This is a genomic window from Neisseria mucosa, assembly GCA_003028315.1.
GTDB classification, from domain to species: domain Bacteria; phylum Pseudomonadota; class Gammaproteobacteria; order Burkholderiales; family Neisseriaceae; genus Neisseria; species Neisseria mucosa.
Map to the genome: position 1 here is coordinate 1646633 of CP028150.1, position 20481 is coordinate 1667113.

19 protein-coding genes and 3 pseudogenes are annotated in these 20481 nt (G+C 52.5%); 11 read left to right on the forward strand and 11 right to left on the reverse strand.

Features of this window, described 5'->3' with window-relative positions:
• Positions 1-213 precede the first annotated feature (213 nt).
• From pgl to NM96_08275, 5 genes are all read left to right on the forward strand, one after another.
• Positions 214-909, forward strand: a complete 696-nt coding sequence (pgl, locus tag NM96_08255; protein ID AVR79324.1) for a 6-phosphogluconolactonase — start codon at positions 214-216, stop codon at positions 907-909.
• On the forward strand, positions 890-1891 hold the full coding sequence (locus NM96_08260; GenBank protein ID AVR79325.1) for a glucokinase: 1002 nt from the start codon (positions 890-892) through the stop codon (positions 1889-1891). Before pgl ends, NM96_08260 begins: the two co-directional genes overlap by 20 nt.
• Before the next feature lie 49 nt (positions 1892-1940).
• Positions 1941-2789, forward strand: a complete 849-nt coding sequence (locus NM96_08265) for an SIS domain-containing protein (GenBank protein AVR79326.1) — start codon at positions 1941-1943, stop codon at positions 2787-2789.
• Entirely contained in the window at positions 2716-3000 is a 285-nt protein-coding gene (locus NM96_08270; protein AVR79327.1) for a transposase, read from the forward strand. The genes NM96_08265 and NM96_08270 overlap by 74 nt, the downstream gene beginning before the upstream one ends.
• Positions 3001-3111: 111 nt before the next feature.
• Positions 3112-4755: a glucose-6-phosphate isomerase gene (locus tag NM96_08275; GenBank protein AVR79328.1), complete on the forward strand. Its 1644-nt coding sequence runs from the start codon at positions 3112-3114 to the stop codon at positions 4753-4755.
• A gap of 51 nt (positions 4756-4806) precedes the next feature.
• Here NM96_08275 and NM96_08280 read toward each other — a convergent pair whose 3' ends face one another.
• From NM96_08280 to NM96_08315, 8 genes and pseudogenes are all read right to left on the reverse strand, one after another.
• Positions 4807-5244 (reverse strand): hypothetical protein, encoded by a 438-nt coding sequence (locus NM96_08280; protein ID AVR79329.1) that lies wholly within the window; start codon positions 5242-5244, stop codon positions 4807-4809.
• A gap of 76 nt (positions 5245-5320) precedes the next feature.
• Positions 5321-5428: pseudogene (locus NM96_08285) on the reverse strand (IS5/IS1182 family transposase).
• A 152-nt stretch (positions 5429-5580) separates the two neighbouring features.
• Positions 5581-5688: pseudogene (locus tag NM96_08290) on the reverse strand (hemagglutinin).
• A gap of 5 nt (positions 5689-5693) precedes the next feature.
• A complete protein-coding gene (locus NM96_08295; protein AVR79330.1) occupies positions 5694-6125 on the reverse strand; it encodes a hypothetical protein in 432 nt (143 codons plus the stop codon).
• Positions 6126-6140: 15 nt separating this feature from the next.
• Positions 6141-6542 (reverse strand): annotated as a pseudogene (locus tag NM96_08300) (hypothetical protein).
• Positions 6543-6671: 129 nt separating this feature from the next.
• On the reverse strand, positions 6672-7265 hold the full coding sequence (locus NM96_08305) for a DNA glycosylase (GenBank protein AVR79331.1): 594 nt from the start codon (positions 7263-7265) through the stop codon (positions 6672-6674).
• Positions 7266-7318: 53 nt separating this feature from the next.
• The gene (locus NM96_08310) at positions 7319-8221 is read right to left on the reverse strand and encodes an EamA/RhaT family transporter (protein AVR79332.1); all 903 of its coding nucleotides are present in this window, start codon (positions 8219-8221) and stop codon (positions 7319-7321) included.
• 48 nt (positions 8222-8269) lie between these two features.
• On the reverse strand, positions 8270-8887 hold the full coding sequence (locus NM96_08315) for a phosphoribosylanthranilate isomerase (GenBank protein ID AVR79333.1): 618 nt from the start codon (positions 8885-8887) through the stop codon (positions 8270-8272).
• Positions 8888-9652: 765 nt separating this feature from the next.
• Here NM96_08315 and NM96_08320 point away from each other — a divergent pair.
• The 5 genes from NM96_08320 to NM96_08340 all read left to right on the forward strand — a co-directional run bounded on the left by NM96_08320 (position 9653) and on the right by NM96_08340 (position 15633).
• Positions 9653-10570 carry a hypothetical protein gene (locus NM96_08320; protein ID AVR79334.1) on the forward strand — a complete coding sequence of 306 codons (918 nt, stop codon included), beginning with the start codon at positions 9653-9655 and terminating at the stop codon, positions 10568-10570.
• A gap of 255 nt (positions 10571-10825) precedes the next feature.
• Complete coding sequence (rho, locus tag NM96_08325; protein ID AVR79335.1) at positions 10826-12085, forward strand: transcription termination factor Rho; 1260 nt, start codon at positions 10826-10828, stop codon at positions 12083-12085.
• Between the two features lie 97 nt (positions 12086-12182).
• Complete coding sequence (locus tag NM96_08330) at positions 12183-12581, forward strand: HIT domain-containing protein (protein AVR79336.1); 399 nt, start codon at positions 12183-12185, stop codon at positions 12579-12581.
• A 102-nt stretch (positions 12582-12683) separates the two neighbouring features.
• Positions 12684-13874 (forward strand): LD-carboxypeptidase, encoded by a 1191-nt coding sequence (locus NM96_08335; GenBank protein AVR79337.1) that lies wholly within the window; start codon positions 12684-12686, stop codon positions 13872-13874.
• 163 nt (positions 13875-14037) lie between these two features.
• Positions 14038-15633: a peptide chain release factor 3 gene (locus tag NM96_08340; GenBank protein AVR79338.1), complete on the forward strand. Its 1596-nt coding sequence runs from the start codon at positions 14038-14040 to the stop codon at positions 15631-15633.
• A gap of 61 nt (positions 15634-15694) precedes the next feature.
• On the opposite strand, the gene NM96_08345 is transcribed toward NM96_08340, so the two are convergent.
• From NM96_08345 to NM96_08355, 3 genes are read right to left on the reverse strand one after another with little or no spacing between them, the layout of a single operon-like run.
• Positions 15695-16240 carry a chorismate lyase gene (locus NM96_08345; protein AVR79339.1) on the reverse strand — a complete coding sequence of 182 codons (546 nt, stop codon included), beginning with the start codon at positions 16238-16240 and terminating at the stop codon, positions 15695-15697.
• Between the two features lie 3 nt (positions 16241-16243).
• The gene (locus NM96_08350) at positions 16244-16912 is read right to left on the reverse strand and encodes a dethiobiotin synthase (GenBank protein ID AVR79340.1); all 669 of its coding nucleotides are present in this window, start codon (positions 16910-16912) and stop codon (positions 16244-16246) included.
• Positions 16909-18201 (reverse strand): adenosylmethionine--8-amino-7-oxononanoate transaminase, encoded by a 1293-nt coding sequence (locus NM96_08355; GenBank protein AVR79341.1) that lies wholly within the window; start codon positions 18199-18201, stop codon positions 16909-16911. Before NM96_08355 ends, NM96_08350 begins: the two co-directional genes overlap by 4 nt.
• A 180-nt stretch (positions 18202-18381) precedes the next feature.
• On the opposite strand from NM96_08355, the gene NM96_08360 reads away from it, so the two are divergent.
• The gene (locus NM96_08360; GenBank protein ID AVR79342.1) at positions 18382-20457 is read left to right on the forward strand and encodes a lytic transglycosylase; all 2076 of its coding nucleotides are present in this window, start codon (positions 18382-18384) and stop codon (positions 20455-20457) included.
• Positions 20458-20481: the final 24 nt, after the last annotated feature.

A 20481-nucleotide genomic window follows, 5' to 3' on the forward strand; every position in this document is an offset into this window, starting at 1 on the left:
CTTTTCAGACGACCTTTGCTTGAAGCGTTCACGGTTCAAAAAGGTCGTCTGAAAACCATAAGGCGGCAGATTAGGCGTTTCCGCCGACATTCGCGCTGCCATCGACAATACAGGCTCTCACTTACTTTCCCGCTCACAAACACTGCCTTTCAGACGACCTCCTGCCTCCTTTTTAACAAAAGGGTCGTCTGAAAACAGAGAAAGGACACTTTTATGTTCGTTTGGCATAAATACGAAAACGCAGCAGCCGCTTCAGAGGCTTTGGCAGACGCAGTCGCCGCCGCGCTGCAAAACGCGCTGGATAACAAAGGCAGCGCAGTGTTGGCAGTTTCCGGCGGCCGCTCGCCGATTCCCTTCTTCCAAGCCCTGTCGCAAAAAGATTTGGACTGGCAAAAAGTCGGCATTACTTTGGTTGACGAGCGCATCGTGCCGACGACCCACGCCGACAGCAATACCGCCTTGGCACACGAATACCTGCTGCAAAACAAAGCCGCCGCAGCGACCTGGATTCCCGTTGTCGAAGCGGGTAAAACTGAAACTGAATTACAACCCGACAGCGTCGTTGCCTACGCGCTGAAACATTACAAACAACCTGACGTACTGATTTTGGGCATGGGCGGCGACGGACATACCGCCTCCCTTTTCCCGCAAGCGCCGCAGCTGAAGGCAGCCATCAACGAATCAGACGACCCGACCCTTATCCACACCACGCCCGTTACCGCGCCGCACGAGCGCGTCAGCATGACCTTGGGCGCCATCGCCAAAACGGAAAACGTCTTTTTGGCGATTCAGGGTGCGGAGAAAAAAGCCGTGTTCGACAAAGCCGCCGCGCGCGCCGATTTGGAATATCCGACCAGCCTGGTATTGAACCATCAAGGAGTAAACTGCCATGTCTTCTACTCAAACTGATATTCAACAACCCGTCGGCAAAAACTATCCGCGCCTGGTCGCTGACATTGGCGGCACCAACGCCCGCTTCGCGCTCGAAACCGCCCCGCAGCAGATTGAAAAAGCCCAAGTCTTGCCGTGCAAAGACTACGACACCATCGTCGATGCCGCCAAAGCCTATTTGGAACAGGCAGGCGGAGCCGAAGTCCGGCACGCCGCCTTCGCCATCGCCAACCCGATTTTGGGCGACTGGGTGCAAATGACCAACCACCATTGGGCGTTTTCCATCGAAACCACCCGTCAGGCATTGGAGCTGGACACCCTCATCCTCTTGAACGACTTTACCGCGCAGGCATTGGCGGTAACGCAGACTTCAAGCAAAGACCTGATGCAGGTAGGCGGGCATAAACCCATCGAATTCGCCCCCAAAGCCGTCATCGGGCCGGGAACCGGTTTGGGCGTGAGCGGACTGGTGCACAGCCCCGCAGGCTGGGTCGCGCTTGCCGGCGAAGGCGGCCATTCCAGCTTTCCGCCGTTTGACGACATGGAAGTTTTGATTTGGCAGTATGCGAAAAACAAATACGGCCATGTCTCCGCCGAACGCTTCCTCAGCGGCGCAGGTTTGAGCCTGATTTACGAAGCACTCGCCAAACGCGACAAACTGAAAAACTACCGCCTCAAACCGTCCGAAATCACCGAAAAAGCCTTAAGCGGCACGTCCCCGCTCTGCCGTCAGACTTTGGACATCTTCTGCGCCATGCTCGGCACGGTCGCCTCCAACCTCGCCCTGACGCTGGGCGCGCGCGGCGGCGTATATTTGTGCGGCGGCATCATCCCCCGCGTTTTGGAATATTTTAAAACCTCACCTTTCCGCAGCCGCTTTGAAAACAAAGGCCGTTTCGAAGCCTATCTCGCCGCGATTCCCGTCTATGTCGTCTTAAGCGAATTCCCGGGCATCACCGGCGCAGCGGCGGCACTCGACAACCACTTGAAAAACGTTTAATCACACAAGCCGCCCCGACAAGGGGCGGCACACACCGAAGGGCATATTTATGTTAAGCAAAATCAGCGAATCACTGTCAAACCTGTCGGGCGCAGAACGCAAAGTCGCCGAATGCGCCTTGGCGGAACCCAAATGGTTTGTCCATGCCGCCGTCGCCGAAATCGCCGAGCGCGCATCCGTCAGCCAGCCGACCGTCATCCGTTTTTGCCGCAGCCTGGGCTACAAAGGACTGCCCGAGTTCAAACTCGCCCTGTCCGCCAGCATAGGCCACGAAGGTATGCCCTACGTCCATGAAGAGCTCAACGCCGACGACGACATGAGCATCGTTGTCGAAAAAGTATTGGGCAACGCCGCCGCCTCCATTTTGGGCGAACGCCGCTTCCTGAAAGAATCCGAACTGGAAAACGCCATCGCCACCCTGATGCACGCCCGCCGTGTCGAGTTCTACGGCGTCGGCAATTCCGGTATCGTCGCCCAAGACGCGCAACACAAATTCTTCCGCTTCGGCATTTCCACCGTCGCCTACGTCGATACCCACACCCAACTGATGGCAGCCTCCGTCCTGTCCGACCAAGACGTCGTCGTCGCCATTTCCAACACCGGCTCGTCCATCGAGCTTTTAGACGCCGTCAGCATCGCCAAAGAAAACGGCGCGTCCGTCATCGCCCTGACCCGCAACGACTCCCCGCTGGCACAGCTTGCCGACTGTGTATTGAGTATCGCCACGCAGGAAAACGCCGAACTCTACACCCCCATGGTGTCCCGCCTGCTGCAACTCGCCGTCATCGACATCCTCGCCATCGGACTCGCCCTGCGCCTGGGCGATGCCGCCAGCCTGCAACTGCAAAAAAGCAAAAAAAGCATACACAACAAACACATCGATTACGATAAAGACTAAACAATATAGTGGATTAAATTTAAATCAGGACAAGGCGACGAAGCCGCAGACAGTACAGATAGTACGACAAGGCGAGGCAACGCCGTACTGGTTTAAAGTTAAGCCACTATACATTTTCAGACGACCCGACATATTCCAAGGTCGTCTGAAAATACCGGCCAAAAAATCAGTGCCGCCGTTTTCCCTCAATGTTGATACCCAACCCAAATAACGGCAGACCCCGCATTCACACCCAACCCTAAAAACGGAAACCCACCCGTTCCCGTTTCAGACGACCTCGCGGCCGTTTTCCCACAAAACCGTCCAACCTCAGGAGCATCCGATGAAACACCTTCACGACTTACCGGCTTGGTCAAAATTATGGATACATTTTGACGAAACCAAAGAACAACACATGCGCGAAATGTTCGATCAAGATCCGCAGCGTGCCGAACGCTACTGGCTGCAAGTCGGCGGACTGACGCTGGATTACTCCAAAAACCGCATCAACGACGAAACCATGGCACTGTTGTTCGAGCTTGCCCGTGAAGCCGGCGTACCCGAACGCATGCAGCAGATGTTCCGCGGCGAAAAAATCAACACCACCGAAAACCGCGCCGTCCTCCACGTCGCCCTACGCAACCGCACCAACTCCCCCATCGTCGTTAACGGCGAAGACGTCATGCCCAAAGTCAACCACGTCCTCCAACGCATGGGCGAATTCGCACACGAAGTCCGCAGCGGCAACTGGCTGGGCTATACCAACCAAGTCATCACCGACATCGTCAACATCGGCATCGGCGGCTCCGACCTCGGCCCGCTGATGATGTGTACCGCGCTCAAACCCTTCGGACACCCCCGCCTCAACATGCACTTCGTCTCCAACGTGGACGGCTCCCAACTGCGCGACGTATTGTCCAAAGTCCACCCCGAGACCACCCTCTTCATCATCGCCTCCAAAACCTTCACCACCCAAGAAACCCTCACCAACGCCCTGACCGCGCGCAAATGGTTCCTTGACCATGCAGGCGACGAAGCCGCCGTCGCCAAACACTTCGTCGCCGTCTCCACCAACCAAAAAGCCGTTGCCGAATTCGGCATCGACACCGCCAACATGTTCGAATTTTGGGACTGGGTCGGCGGACGATACAGCCTCTGGTCAGCCATCGGCCTGCCCATCATGCTCTATTTGGGCGAAGAAAACTTCATCGAAATGCTCAACGGCGCGCACCTGATGGACCAACACTTCATCAACACCCCGCTTGAGCGCAACATGCCCGTCATCCTCGCCCTCATCGGCATCTGGTACATCAACTACTACGGCGGCGGCAGCCACGTCATTGCCCCCTACGACCAACACCTCCACCGCCTGCCCAAATTCATCCAGCAGCTCGACATGGAGAGCAACGGCAAACAAGTTACCCTCGACGGCAAAGCAGTCGGCTACGAAACCTCCCCGATTATTTGGGGCGAAACCGGCATCAACGGTCAGCACGCCTTCTTCCAACTGCTGCACCAAGGTACCCACATCACCCCGATCGACCTCATCGCCTCGCTTGAAAAACGCAGCAACCTGCGCGGCCACCACGAAATCCTACTCGCCAACGTCTTCGCCCAAGCCGAAGCCTTCATGCGCGGCAAAACCCCCGACGAAGTCCGCGCCGAACTCAAAGCCCAAGGCATGGAAGCAGAGCGCATTGAAGAGCTGGTTCCGCACAAAACCTTCTCAGGCAACCGCCCGACCAACCTCATCCTCATGGACAAAATCAACCCCCGCAACATGGGCAGCCTGATCGCCATGTACGAACACAAAACCTTCGTCCAAGGCATCATTTGGGGCATCAACAGCTTCGACCAATGGGGCGTCGAACTCGGCAAACAGCTCGCCAAAACCATCCTCGCCGAGCTGACCGGCGAAACCGGCGTACAAAAACACGACAGCTCCACCACCCGCCTGATCAACCTTTATCTGAACGCCAACAAATAAAGACAGCCCCATCAGGACAAAAGGTCGTCTGAAAACCCAGATTTAAGGTTTTCAGACGACCTTTTCACTCCCTGTATAACGTTTATCAACCGTTAGACAGCGAAACAACAAACAAAATAACTGCACCAAAGGCAGAGCGGCTGCAACCGTTTTGACAAACAAACGATCAGGCTTTTCCATCCTCGGAAGCTGATATTGTTTCAGCCACCACAACCCCACCAGATAAGTAGAAACCGGTACGGACGCATAACCCGTCAAAAGACTGATGCCAATGGTAGCCTCACTGTTCCCGAAAAAATGGCGGACAATCGGTTCGGCAATCAGAGCAACCGCCACACCCACACACAATGCCCCGATCATTTGAACTGCAAACAGGCTCATACCGGCGATAATGCTTTGTTTTGTGTTTAATCCGAATCCTCGATTGACGGCAACGATATCAACTGCACACCATAACAGACACAACAACAGACCCGATATCATAAACATACATATTCTCCCTGTTTTCTAAGCTATTTTCAGACGACCTTTGCGCTTATTTCGCCGTTATAGTGGATTAAATTTAAATCAGGACAAGGCGACGAAGCCGCAGACAGTACAGATAGTACGGAACCGATTCACTTGGTGCTTCAGCACCTTAGAGAATCGTTCTCTTTGAGCCAAGGCGAGGCAATGCCGTACTGGTTTAAAGTTAATCCACTATTGCCCATTTCTTTGGCAACTTTGTAGATAGATTGGCCTTGTTTGATTTTGCTTAAGGCCAGTTGGCGGAAGTCTGTTGAGTAGGTCATGGTGGATAGTATGGAGGAAGTTAAGGTTTTTGGCTATATTTACTTGCATAACAAATGCCGTCTGAAAAATTGTGAGCTTTTCAGACGGCATTGAGCCGTAAATCATGGAACGCGTGCGTGCTGAAGCACACACCTTACGCATGGATTTTAGGTTTCATGCAGGCTACAGTTTGTTTGAGAATATGTTTTTTGTATTTCTTTACACTTTTTTTGATATTCAGGGTGAGCTATTAAGAAATCAGATATTGCAATATTAAAGTAATGATATGCTAAATTAATAGGTATAATTAATTCTTCAGGATTGAAATCATCTCCAACTGAAAAATAAATAGAAGGAGCTTTATCAATATACTCAAATCCATTTACCTCTTCATAATCTCCAATCCATCTGGTAGCATCTATTTTTTCATATTGAGCACCTATTACTCCAAAATGTCCGGTAGTTGTAATATTTTTAAAACACTCTAAAAGCGTATCTTTAGTTTCAAATTGGTAAATTGTTTCAAAAAAAATCGAAATAACAAAATGGTTGTTATTTATAGATTTTTTCTTTAAGTTTAGAAAAATATTATTTTTCATAATTTTTTCTTTAAATTATTCTAGGTGAATGTTTGTAATTCTTCCTGTATTTACATCAAAATATGATCTAAATTTGATTCCGTCAAAGGTTTCTGAGAATTGAATGACATTTTTTCTTTCCGATATTGATTTAGTTCTTTCATTTTGAGCAATTTTAGAGGCTTTTGAATATCCTTGTGAAGCAGCTTTTTGAGCCATTTGAAGTATTTTATCATCAGAAAATTTTTTAGGATCATAAACAGTTTTTATACTTGAAATTTCCTTAAATCCACCATCAGGTTTACCTGTCCTGTCTAGTGTAGGAATCTCATATTTAATTCGGGTAATGCCTTCAATATCAGTTTGGGTTTCAGATTTTACGCGTCCTCCTCGTGAATTTAGTTCTGCCATAAAATTGGTGCGGTTATGGGCTCCTTGTTTCGTGTTTAATCCGAATCCTCGATTGACGGCGACTATATCTACTGCACACCATAACAGACACAACAACAGACCCGATGTCATAAACATACATACCCTCCGTTCTTTCCAATCTGTTTTCAGTCAATCTTACACCAAGCCCGCCATTTCGAAAAATGCCCGATACGCCGCCGCCTTTTTCGCCAAACTCAAAGGATAAGCGCGCGAAGTGGACGGCAGGCGGGTTAGGGTCAAATCCCGTCCGGCAAACGGAAACGGCACGGTTTCGCCCGTTTTCGGCATTTTGATACCGCCGCCCTGAATATCGAGCAGGACTTCCGTCGCCTTGCCGCCGGTAGTGTAGATATGTCGGCAGTCGGGCATCTGCGCCAACACCGCCGCCAAATCGACGGTTTCGACCACTTGCAAAAACTTGTCGGACGCATTGCCGTGTTCCCGCACCGCCTTCAACACGGTCGGGCAGGACGCAATCCCCCGTTCGCGCAAAAACGCCTTGATTTTCTCCTCATCAAACGCTTTTTCAGACGACCTTTGGAAATGCGCCGCATCATTAAAAAACACCAGCCCGTAGACGCGCCACATATCGTTTTGGAAATTCGGATAATGAAACTGCATCGCGCGTTTGTCTTCCTTGGGCGGAAACGTCCCCATCATCATTACCGTCGCCTGCGGCGGCAGCAAGGCAGGAAAAGGGTGAGTTTCGATTTCAAGCGGGGCAGACATCATGATTTCCTTAATAAAAAATATTGAACACAAAGCAGCCGGTTGCCGCCTTTTCAGACGACCTTCTGCCCGTACCGCATCAGCGTCATGCCGCCGACTGCCGCCGCGCAGCCCGCAACCAGCGAAATATGCAGCGGTTCGCCCAAAACCCACGCCGAAGACAGCATACCGAAAATCGGCACGAGCGTAATATAAGCCGCCGCGCTGCCTGCACCCAAAGTCTTCACGCCTTCGAAATACCACGCGTAGGCCAATACCGTCGCGCCGATGACCAGCCACGCCAATGCCGTCCAACCGCGTGCATCCATCGCCGCCATTGCATCAAACGGCAGTCCGTCCGTCCACAACGCCACCACCGACAACATCAGCGCGCCGATGAACGACGTTGCCGCCGTTACCGTCAGCGCGTCTATCCCGCGCAAGACCGCACGTCCGATTAAGGTATAAGCCGCCCAGCAGACCACGCAGCCGAAAATCAGCCACTCCCCCGCCTTGATGCCGCCCGACAATACCGTCAACGGCTGTCCTTGCGTTACCGCCGTTATCGCACCACAAACCGCCAGCAGCATACCCACCAAAATCTTCGCATTTAAACGTTCGCCGAAAAGCCAAGCCGCCAGCAGCAGCGTCAGCACGGGATTCACCGCCACCACCACCGCCGCCTTACCCGCCGGCATCGCCTGCAAACCCAGCATGAAAAACACCGCATAGCCGCATACCCCGACGGAAGCGGCTGCCGTCAAGCCCAGCCATTGCCGCGCCGACAAAGCCGCCAAAGTCGCAAACCTGCTGCGTGCAAACAGCCAACCCAACAACAAAACCGAAGCCAACACAAACCGAACCGCCCCTCCCGTCAGCGGCGGCAGCGACTGCCCCAACATCCGCCCCATCGGCCAAGACGCACCCCACAACACCGCCATCCCCAGCAGTTTCAAATGTACAGAATAACGTTCCATCTCATTCCTTTATCAACGAAGGCCGTCTGAAAATCAGATTTTCAGTTTTCAGACGACCTTTGCAGCCGCCACAAACGCCGCTATTTTTTTCTTGTCTTTAATCCCTGCCGAGCTTTCCACGCCGCCGGACACATCCACCGCCGCCGCGCCGCTAGTTTTCACCGCATCGGCGACGTTTTCGGGCGTCAACCCACCCGCCAAAATCCACGGTTTGCCGATATTGCCGCGCAACAGCGTCCAATCGAAACTCTGCCCCGTACCGCCGTATTCGGTCGGATGGTAAGCGTCGAACAACAGCGCGCGCGCGTTGGGAAACTTGGCGCAGGCCGTCTGAATATCGGCGGCAGACTGCACGCGCACGGCTTTGAGATACGGACGGTCAAATTGGCGGCAGAAGTCATCGTCTTCATCGCCGTGAAACTGAATCACGTCTATCGGCACTTGGCGCAAAATTTCGCGGATATTTTCCGCCGTTTCATTAACAAATAAAGCAACCGCCGACACAAAGGGCGGCAGCACCGCCACGATTTCCTTCGCCTGCGCCGACGTTACCGCGCGTTTGCTTTTTGCGTAAAACACCAGCCCGACGGCATCCGCGCCCGCTTCGGCGGCGGCAAGGGCATCCTCGGGGCGGGTGATACCGCAGATTTTGGTACGGATTTTCATATCCCCCTCTCTTATTCGGAAAACAAGGATTATAGCGGAACAGCCCGCCATGACGGCAACAGGCTTCTTAAAGAAATCCCACTGTGAGACCTTTGCAATAACATGAGTTATTAAAATTTTATGCTCAATACCATTTTTAAAATGAAGAACCTCCCTGATTTCTTCTACTTTTTTCTCAATATCAGAAAGGTTTTAGCCAATTGAAAATTTTTTAGCACATTTTTATGCGTCAAATTTTGTTAACAGACTATTTTTGCAAAGGTCTCACTGTAAAAATGCAGCAAACTTGAATCTTTCCCCGCCACGGCGTAACCTTACGCCTTTATCCGATTACCGACGGGAGCCGACAACATGACCGAACCTAAAAACACCCAACCTTCCCTGCCCGAAGACGAACGTAAAAATCCCGTTTACCGATTAGGGCAGGCCGTTGCAGGATTTATGCTGGTCGTCTGGGCTGGCGTGTTGGCATTGGTTTTTTATTTGGTTTTCCGCTTTTGGTTCAGCTGACAGACAGCAAGCTGCCATCGTTTCTTTAAGCGTATCCTTCCCAAAACAGAAAACCGTCTGCCGATAGATTTCGAAACATATCGCCCAATAACCCATCTGCAATTTATCTTGGTACGCTATAAACTGCCTCATGCCAAACACAAAGGTCGTCTGAAAAATTTTCAGACGACCTTTTGTCAAACTCTCAACAAATAACCATATACGCTTATGATATAATGATAGCCTTTCTCATCTGTAAACTTGGAAATTATTTTTATGGAAACACTGCAACCTTCCCAGCACCCTATCACCCCCCAAAACTCCGTCAACGAACCCAAACGTCTACGCGCAGGCGAAGGAGTAAGCTGGTTTACCGACTCATGGCGTATTTTCAGTAAAAACAAATTCAAATGGATGGGCGCAATTATTTTAGTCAGCCTTATTCCGCTCTTTGTAGGTTTTCTATTCGGTTTGCTAGGCATTGAAAGCCCGCCCGCTGATTTCAATGATTTCACCTCAACCATAATAATCCGAGAATTGCTCTTCAATCTGTTTTTCTATTGGGTGGGCTTTTGTTTCCTCGGCGGTATCGTGCTGCTTGCAGCCCAAACCGCGCAAGGTAAGAATTTCAACTTCGGCTCTCTGTTTGCCGGATTTTCGATTAAAAAAAGCGGAGCATTCCTGATTCTTTTACTGCTGAGTATCGTCGTATGCCTGCTTTTAGCTTTGGCCGTTGTTATTCCTTTCAGCATATTCGCCAACGGAAATTTCTTAAGGGCAGACTTTATGCCGGCCTTTCCGATTTTATTTATTATCCTGTTGGTTATTATCGCCATTTACTCCATGATGTTTTGGCTGGCTCCCGCCTTTGTCATGTTGGAGGATATGAACCCTGTTGCCGCCATTAAGGCCAGCTTCAATGCCTGCCGCCGCAATATCCCAGCCCTGCTGGTATACGGCTTAATTTGGCTGGGTATCGGTATCGCGTTTTGGTTCATATTTATGATAGTCATGATTTCCGCATTTGCAACAGAAGCATCAATACAGCAATCAACCGCGCTCTCCGGCCCTTTCCTTATTTTGTTCTTCATCTTCTTATTGATTACTTACCTGGTTCTCTACCCTGTAGCAATGATCGGCATATACACCGCCTATCGCAGTATTTTCCCCCAAGGTCGTCTGAACAAATACTAATCTTTCAGTAGAAGATGGTTATTTCTTCTCAAAGTCGTCTGAAACCTATTTCAGACGACTTTTTCAATTCGATGTTACCAGCCATGCAACAAAACCTATGCCATACAAACCTTGCCCCACCTAAATTTGACACCCGCCCTCCGACTGCCTACAATTCAGGTTTCTCAAAAATCACCGTACATTCCGTACACCATTCTTTTCAGACGACCTCTGTCTTCCGAATCCCATTCTTTTCCAATACAACTGTCAAAAATCATGCACGTTTCAGAACTACAAACCCTACACATTTCCAAACTCTTGGAAATGGCAGAAGAACACGGCATTGAAAACGCCAACCGTTTCCGCAAACAAGACCTCGTATTCGCCATCGTCCGCCAAATGATGAAGCAGGGCGAAAGCTTCACCTGCTCCGGCACGCTCGAAATCCTGCCCGACGGCTTCGGCTTTTTACGCAGCGCAGACACTTCCTACCTCGCGGGTCCCGACGACATCTACGTCTCACCCACGCAAATTCGCCGCTTCAACCTGCATACGGGCGACACCATCGAAGGCAGCGTACGCGTACCCAAAGACAACGAACGCTATTTCGCCCTCGTCCGTCTCGACAGCATCAACGGCGATCATCCCGAAGTCTGCAAGCACAAAATCCTCTTCGAAAACCTCACCCCGCTTTTCCCCACCAAGCAATTCAAACTCGAGCGCGACATTAAAGCCGAAGAAAACCTTACCGGCCGCGCCATTGATTTAGTTTCCCCCATCGGCCGCGGACAACGCGCCCTTTTGGTTGCGCCGCCGAAAACCGGTAAGACCGTGATGCTGCAAAACATCGCCCACGCGATTACCGCCAATTATCCCGACGTCGAACTCATCGTCCTTTTGATTGACGAACGCCCCGAAGAGGTTACCGAAATGAGCCGTTCCGTACGCGGCGAAGTCGTGTCTTCTACCTTCGACGAACCGGCGCAGCGCCATGTTCAAGTGGCCGAAATGGTGATTGAAAAAGCCAAGCGTATGGTGGAACACAAAAAAGACGTGGTCATCCTGCTTGACTCGATTACCCGCCTCGCCCGCGCCTATAACACCGTCGTGCCGACCTCCGGCAAAATCCTCACCGGCGGCGTAGATGCCAATGCCCTCCACCGCCCCAAACGCTTCTTCGGCGCGGCGCGCAACGTTGAAGAAGGTGGCTCGCTCACCATTATTGCGACCGCTTTGGTAGAAACCGGCAGTCGCATGGATGATGTGATTTATGAAGAATTTAAAGGCACAGGCAATATGGAGCTGCACCTCGACCGCCGCATGGCGGAAAAACGCCTGTTCCCCGCCATCAACATCAACAAATCCGGCACGCGCCGCGAAGAGCTGCTGGTACCGAACGACCAGTTGCAGCGCATGTGGCTCTTACGCAAATTCTTGCATCCGATGGACGAAATCGAGGCCACCGAATTTTTGGTGGGCAAACTCAAAGATTCCAAAAACAACGACGATTTCTTCGAGCTGATGCGCGGAAAATAAAATCATCGAAGGTCGTCTGAAAACGATGGATTAAGTTTTCAGACGACCTTTCTCATTTCCGACAACCTGTCCCCTCATATCCAAACGAGAAAACCCCATGACCTGCCCCATCTGCACTGCCGACAACGAAGACATTTTGCTGCAAACCCCAAACCTGCGCGTTATCGCCGTCCACAACGAAGCCTCAGCCCCGGCATTCTGCCGCGTCATCTGGAACGACCACATCGCCGAGATGACCGACCTTTCAGCCGCCGAACGCGCCGAAATCATGGAAATGGTGTATAAAGTCGAAGCCGCCATGCGCCAAGTGTTCCGTCCCGCCAAAATCAACCTTGCCAGCCTGGGCAACGTCGTCCCCCATCTGCATTGGCACGTCATCGCCCGCTTCGAAAACGATGCCAACTTTCCCGCCCCGATTTGGGCAGCCCCCGTCCGCGAACACGGCATGACCCTGCCGGACCACTGGACGGAACAAGTCAAAGCCCTGCTGGCGTAACGTTCAGACGACCTCAATAGGCGTATCGGATACCGCATATCAACCGATTTTCAGACGACCCCTGCCGAAAAGGTCGTCTGAAACCCAAGCAAAGGAAACCATATGACCTGGCAAACCTCCCGCCGCCATTTCCTCCGCGCCTGCTCCGCCGCAGCCGGAGCCGGACTGCTGCAAGCCTGCGGCACCGGCACGACCGTTACCCCGTCCACTCAAACCGGCAACACAGCGAAAGCCCAACCCGTGCAGCCCAAAACCAGCCATCCCCCACGCTCCGGCGACAACCTCCTCCGCGTCGTCGCCCCTTCCGGCTTTGCCGAAGACCCCAACCGCGTCAACGCAGGCTTGACCCGCCTCTATAACGCAGGTTTTACTGTGACCAACCAACAAGCAGGCAGCCGACGCTATCAACGCTTCGCTGGCTCCGACGCCCAACGTGCCGCCGACTTCCAAGAGGTCGCCACCGGCCGCGTTGAAACACCCAAAGTCCTCATGGGCTTGCGCGGCGGCTACGGCGCGGCACGCATCCTGCCGCAAATCGACTTCGCTTCACTCGGCGCCAGAATGCGCGAACGCGGCACCTTGTTCTTCGGCTTCAGCGACGTTTGCGCCGTCCAACTCGCCCTGCTCGCCAAAGGCAATATGGCAAGCTTCGCCGGCCCTATGGTTTACAGCGAATTCGGCAAACCCGAACCCAGTGTCTTCACCATGGATTCGTTCATCCGCGGCACCACCAACAACGTCAACATTATCGACGTTCCCGCCATCCAACGCGCCAACGTCAACGTCGAAGGTACCTTATGGGGCGGCAACCTCAGCGTTCTCGCCTCCCTCGCAGGCTCGCCCTATATGCCCGACATCCAAGGCGGCATCCTGTTCGTCGAAGACGTCAGCGAACAACCCTACCGCATCGAACGCATGTTGAACACGCTTTATCTTGCAGGCATCCTGCAAAAACAACGCGCCATCATCTTCGGCGACTTCCGCATGGGCACCATCCGCGACGTATACGACTCAAGCTACGACTTCTCCGCTGTCGTCAACCACGTCTCACGCACCGCCAAAGTCCCCGTCCTGACAGGCTTCCCCTTCGGACACATTACCAATAAAAGCACCTTCCCCTTGGGTGCACATGCCAAAATCCACAGCACTGCCAACGGCGGCTACACCGTAACCTTTAGCGGCTACCCTACCCTGAACCCCGCCGCCCTAACCCTCAACAACCTGCTGCCCCCACCCATGCCCACCTTTGACGGTGCTACTTACAGCCCCATAGTCGAAGAAATTACCGAATAAACAAGATGCCGATCCAAGAGAAGGTCGTCTGAAAAGTTTTCAGACGACCTTTTTTATCCCCTAATCATTGAACCGATTAATGTTTTTTTGTACAATCCCCGCCATCTTAACCATTCCTCAGGCCGTCGGAAAAGCGGCCTGAACCTTTTTGCAAAGAAAGCCCATGTCCCAAGAAATCCTTGACCAAGTGCGCCGCCGCCGCACGTTTGCCATCATCTCCCACCCCGACGCGGGTAAAACCACGCTGACCGAAAAACTGTTGTTGTTTTCAGGCGCGATTCAGAGCGCGGGTACGGTAAAAGGCAAGAAAACCGGCAAATTCGCCACCTCTGACTGGATGGAAATCGAGAAGCAGCGCGGCATTTCCGTGGCATCAAGCGTGATGCAGTTCGACTACAAAGACCACACCGTCAACCTCTTGGACACGCCGGGACACCAAGACTTCTCCGAGGACACCTACCGCGTTTTAACCGCCGTGGACAGCGCATTAATGGTCATCGACGCGGCAAAAGGCGTGGAAGCGCAAACCATCAAACTCTTGAACGTCTGCCGCCTGCGTAATACGCCGATTGTGACGTTCATGAACAAATACGACCGCGAAGTGCGCGATTCTTTGGAATTGCTGGACGAAGTGGAAAATATTTTAAAAATCCGCTGCGCGCCCGTCACTTGGCCAATCGGCATGGGCAAAAACTTCAAGGGCGTGTACCACATCCTGAACGACGAAATCTATCTCTTTGAAGCCGGCGGCGAACGTCTGCCGCACGAGTTCGACATCATCAAAGGCATCAATAATCCCGAATTGGAACAACGCTTTCCGCTGGAAATTCAGCAGTTACGCGACGAAATCGAATTGGTGCAGGCTGCTTCCAACGAGTTTAATCTCGACGAATTTCTCGCCGGCGAACTCACGCCCGTGTTCTTCGGCTCGGCGATTAACAACTTCGGTATTCAGGAAATCCTCAATTCATTGATTGACTGGGCGCCCGCACCGAAACCGCGCGACGCGACCATACGCATGGTCGAGCCTGACGAGCCGAAATTTTCTGGATTTATCTTTAAAATCCAAGCCAATATGGATCCGAAACACCGCGACCGCATCGCCTTCTTGCGCGTCTGCTCCGGCAAATTCGAGCGCGGCATGAAGATGAAACACCTGCGCATCAACCGCGAAATCGCCGCGTCCAGCGTGGTAACGTTCATGTCGCACGACCGCGAGCTGGTGGAAGAAGCCTACGCAGGCGACATCATCGGCATCCCGAACCACGGCAACATCCAAATCGGCGACAGCTTTTCCGAAGGCGAACAACTGGCGTTCACCGGCATCCCCTTCTTCGCGCCCGAACTGTTCCGCAGCGTCCGCATCAAAAACCCGCTGAAAATCAAGCAACTGCAAAAAGGTTTGCAACAGCTCGGCGAAGAAGGCGCGGTGCAGGTGTTCAAACCCATGAGCGGCGCGGATTTGATTTTGGGCGCAGTCGGCGTGCTGCAATTTGAAGTCGTTACCTCGCGCCTCGCCAACGAATACGGCGTAGAAGCCGTGTTCGACAACGCATCCATCTGGTCGGCACGCTGGGTATCGTGCGACGACAAGAAAAAGCTGGCAGAGTTTGAAAAAGCCAATGCGGGCAACCTCGCCATCGACGCAGGTGGCAACCTCGCCTACCTCGCCCCCAACCGCGTGAATTTGGGACTCACGCAAGAACGCTGGCCGGATATTGTGTTCCACGAAACGCGCGAGCATTCGGTGAAACTGTAATAGATTAAAAAGGTCGTCTGAAAACCGTTTCAGACGACCTTTCCTTATATTGCTGCGACGTTTAGCGCATAATCCGCGCCAACCCCGGCAAAAAATATTCCGTCAGTTCCAACACCTCGCCATCCCAATCAAAATAAGACCTGCGGGCGGCGACAGGTCGTCTGAAATCATCCTGACCGCCTGCGTTTTCCATCAGACAAAACTCGAACGCCGAACGCTTCAGGGGCAGCGTGCCGTCAAACAGCCGCTCGCCCAAAGGCTGCGTGCCGCAATCCAACACGCCGCGCCAGGCTTGGGATTGCAGGCTGCACGCGCTGCGCGCCTGTACGACGGGAACGCCGTCCAAACGCAGCAAAACATCGCGGACAAATTGCGGGGCGGCGGTTTCGGCATGGTTTTCGCCAGATGAATTACCCAGCCCGTCCAGTTCACCCATATACAGTACTTTTACCGTAAAACTGCCGCCCAAGGCGCGTAAGGCGGCGGTCAGCGATTGCGCTTGGCACAAGGCGGCGGCGCGTTCGTTCCAGCCTTGCGGCAGCTCGTCAGGAAGTTTGTCTTGCCAATTTAAAGGGAGATTCATGGGGTTTAGATTGATGTGTTTCATGTGTTAATCGTTTTCAGACGACCTTTCGTCCGTCTCCACCTTATCTAACTCCATCCACTCCGCATCGGGAAAATCTGTTTTCAGACGACCTTTTAGATACGCCAAGCTGTCTTGGGCGATGTGTTCGTCGCGGCTGTCGTGGATGTGGTTGAAAATCAGGCTGTGCAGGCTGATGCCGTATTGCTTGAGTGTGGCGAAGCTGAGCAGGGTATGGTTGATGCTGCCGAGCCGCCCGCTGGTAACGAGAATGACGGGATAAGCCTGTTGCTGAATATAATCAATGGTTAACAGGTTTTCCATCAGAGGAACCATCAATCCGCCCGCGCCTTCGACCAATACGATTTCGTATTGTGCCGCCAGCTGCTGCGTGGCGGCGCGGATTTTGTTCAAGTCCAAAGCCCTGCCGTCCAGACGGGCGGCGAGATGGGGCGAGGCGGGATAGCTGAAGATTTCGGGCATGGTCAGCCGCTGTTTGTCGGCTTCCTGCATGGGTATGCCCATGATGTTGCGGTGGACGGCGATGTCGTCGGCGATGTTTTGGCAACCGGTTTGCACGGGCTTTTGCGTGATCACGCTTTTGCCCTGCTGCAACAATTGTTTTGCCAACATGCCGGTGGCGACGGTTTTGCCGATATCCGTGTCTATGCCGCTGACGAAGTAAACGCCTTTCATTTGTTGTGTTCCTTCAAGATTTGTACGGTTTTGTCAGCAAGTTCGGTCAAGAGGTCGTCTGAAATGATGTAAGGCGGCATGAGGTACACCAGCCTGCCGAATGGGCGCACCCAAATGCCCTGCGCCACGCAGTCCGCTTGAAAACGCGCCATATCCACGCCTTTTTCCAGCTCGAGCACGCCGATGGCACCCAAAACGCGCACGTCTTTCACACCGCGGATGTCCCATGCGGTTTTCAGACGACCTTTTAAGATGCTTTCGATGCGGCGGATATTTGCCTGCCAATCTTGGGACAAAAGCAGCTTGACCGAAGCGCAGGCAACGGCACACGCCAGCGGGTTCGCCATAAATGTCGGGCCGTGCATAAACACGCCCGCTTCGCCGCGCGAAATCGTTTCGGTGACTTTTTGCGAAGTGATTGCCGCCGCCAGCGTCATATAGCCGCCGCTCAAGCCCTTGCCGATACACATAATATCCGGCACGACCTCCGCGTGTTCGCAGGCAAACATCTTGCCCGTGCGCCCGAATCCGGTGGCGATTTCGTCAAAAATCAACACGATATCAAATTCGTCGCACAAATCGCGCAATCCGCGAAGATACTGCGGATGATAAAAATACATGCCGCCCGCACCCTGCACGACCGGCTCTAAAATAAAGGCGGCGATATCCCCATGATGCGCTTCAAACAAGGCGCGGACAGGCTGCAAATCCGCTTCGTCCCACTCATCATCGAAACGGCTTTTCGGATTATCGACAAAATAACGCTGCGGCAGAGCGCTGCCGAAAATATGGTGCATCCCCGTTTCCGGATCGCAGACGGACATCGCGTTCCAAGTATCGCCGTGATACCCGCGCCGCACCGTCGCAATATTCTGCTTCGCGGTCAAACCCCGCGCCTGCTGGTATTGCACCGCCATTTTCAACGCAACTTCCACCGAAACCGAACCCGAATCCGCATAAAAAATACGGTTCAGCCCCTGCGGCAAAATCCCGACCAACAACTTGCCCAGTTCCACCGCCGGCTCGTGCGTCAAACCGCCGAACATCACATGCGACATTTGTTTAATCTGCGCCTCAACCGCCTGATTCAAAACAGGATGATTGTAGCCGTGTATCGCACACCACCAAGACGACATCCCGTCGATCAGCCGCGTACCGTCCGCCAATTCGATATGCACGCCCTCCGCACGGCGCACCGGATAAACAGGCAACGGATCGGTCATGGACGTATAGGGATGGAGCAGATGGGCGCGGTCGAAATCGAGCAGGGAGGAATTTTCGGAAATCATAGGATGTTCTTTTGCTTAATCTGATTTTGACGGCATATATACGCAAACCGCCGTATTTTCGCGACAAATTTTATCATTAAGCCCCGGTCATATGTAAATTACCCTCATATCCTTGACGTTCACATGAATCAGACAGTAACATCGCCAAGACTGAATAATATATATTGATAATTGACTACTATGGCAAAACTGAAAACCATCGCCCTGACGCTGTCCGGTTTATCCGCCGTTTCCGGCGCGGCCGCCGCACAAAACGCCACTCCCAACCAAACAGGTATGGCAATGATGCGGCTCAATTCTGCCCTTCTCGACCAAGCCAAAGCCAAGACTTTCGGTTCCGGCAGCCTGTGGGCTTCATTGAAAAAAGACTTCCGCATGAGCGAAGTCAATTCCGAGCTGGTTCGCCGCCACGAAAGCAAATTCGCCGCAAACGGTGCCTATTTCGACCGCACCATCACGCGCAGCAAACCTTATATGTACCATATTGCAACCGAAGTAAAAAAACGCAATATGCCCGCCGAAATCGCACTCCTCCCCTTCATTGAAAGCGCATTCGTCACCAAAGCCAAATCCCACGTCGGCGCATCCGGCCTGTGGCAATTCATGCCGGCAACCGGCCGTCATTTCGGCTTGGAAAAAACACCTTTGTATGACGGCCGCCACGACGTATATGCCGCGACCGACGCCGCGCTGAACTACCTGCAATATCTGCACGGGCTATTTAACGACTGGTCTTTGGCTTTGGCTGCATACAACTGGGGCGAAGGCAATGTAGGCCGCGCCGTCAACCGTGCCCGCGCACAAGGCCTGGAACCAACTTACGAAAACCTGCGCATGCCGAACGAGACACGCAATTACGTTCCAAAATTGCTGGCTGTCCGCAATATCGTCGCCAGCCCCCAAACTTTCGGCATGAATATCAGCGAAATCACTAATCAGCCTTATTTCCAAACAGTCAGTATTGACAAACCCATCGACAACAGCACCATCGCCCGCCTTGCCAATATCAGCGAGAGCGAGCTGCTGACATTGAACCCTGCCTTCAACGCACCTGTCTTCATCCCGAAAAACAACCGCAAATTATTGCTGCCCGTTTCCGCCGTATCCGCATTCGAAAAAAATTACCGCAATGCAAACCCCGAGACACTGCTCTCTTTCAATGCTTATACCTCGGCCCGCAATACCAATCTAAACACGATTGCGACAGAAACCGGGATGAGCGTTGCCGAAATCAAACGACTGAACGGCTTAAACGGCAATTCGCTGTCTGAAGGACGTACCATTTTGGTTGCACAAACCGATACTGCTACCAAACAGGATATGATTAATTTCATCGATACTGACAATACTCCGGATACCTACCGTTCGAATATGCCGACAATGGCTCCGATTCAAACGGCAGAACTCAAAACCGATACAGTCAAAAAAGTCGTCGCCCCTGCCAATACGGTTGCACAAGAACCTGCTCCAACAACCTTTGATTTTGTTGCCAATACCAAAGCTGCAACTGCCCCTATCGCCGCCGATGCCGTTACAACCGCCCAACCCCGTGTAGAACGCGTTCAAACCGTACAATCCACGGAAGCCAAACCTGCTACGGACACAACTGTCATTGCGGCGGCCGAGCCTGCACAACCTGCCTTAACCTTAACAGAACCTCAGGTCGTGGCATCGGCAAAATCAGCTACCCCTTCCACTCCTTCTGCAGTCGAAGAACCTGACCAAATGATAGCATTGCTTGCCAATGTTGATTCACATCTGCAAAAAGCAGAAGAGGATCAAACAACTGTTGCTCAAAATATCACGCATCATCAAGAGGTTGACGCAACCAAAGCGCGCAGCGAACGCATTGCCGAAAATATTGCCAAGCATCAAAGCCGTACTGAAGCACGACTGGCAAGAGCAAATAATCAATCACCTGCACAGCCGACAACTATGGCAGGTATGCACCGCGTAGCTGATGGAGATACTTTGTTCAATATCTCTAAACGCTACAACTTAAGCGTTGCCGATTTGATTGTGGCCAACAACATCAAAGGCAGCAATATCCGCAAGGGTCAGCTGTTACGCGTTAGCGCGGCTCCGGTCAAAACCCGTAAAAATAACATTCAAAATGTTTCTTATACAGTCCGCAGAGGCGATACGCTCAATACAATTGCCAACCGCTTTAACGTAGATGTCAACGATATCCGCCGCTGGAATAAAAATACCCGAACCGTTACCCCGGGTCAGCGTTTGAAATTGATGGGCAGCTAACCGTGTAATCAAACAGCAAAGGTC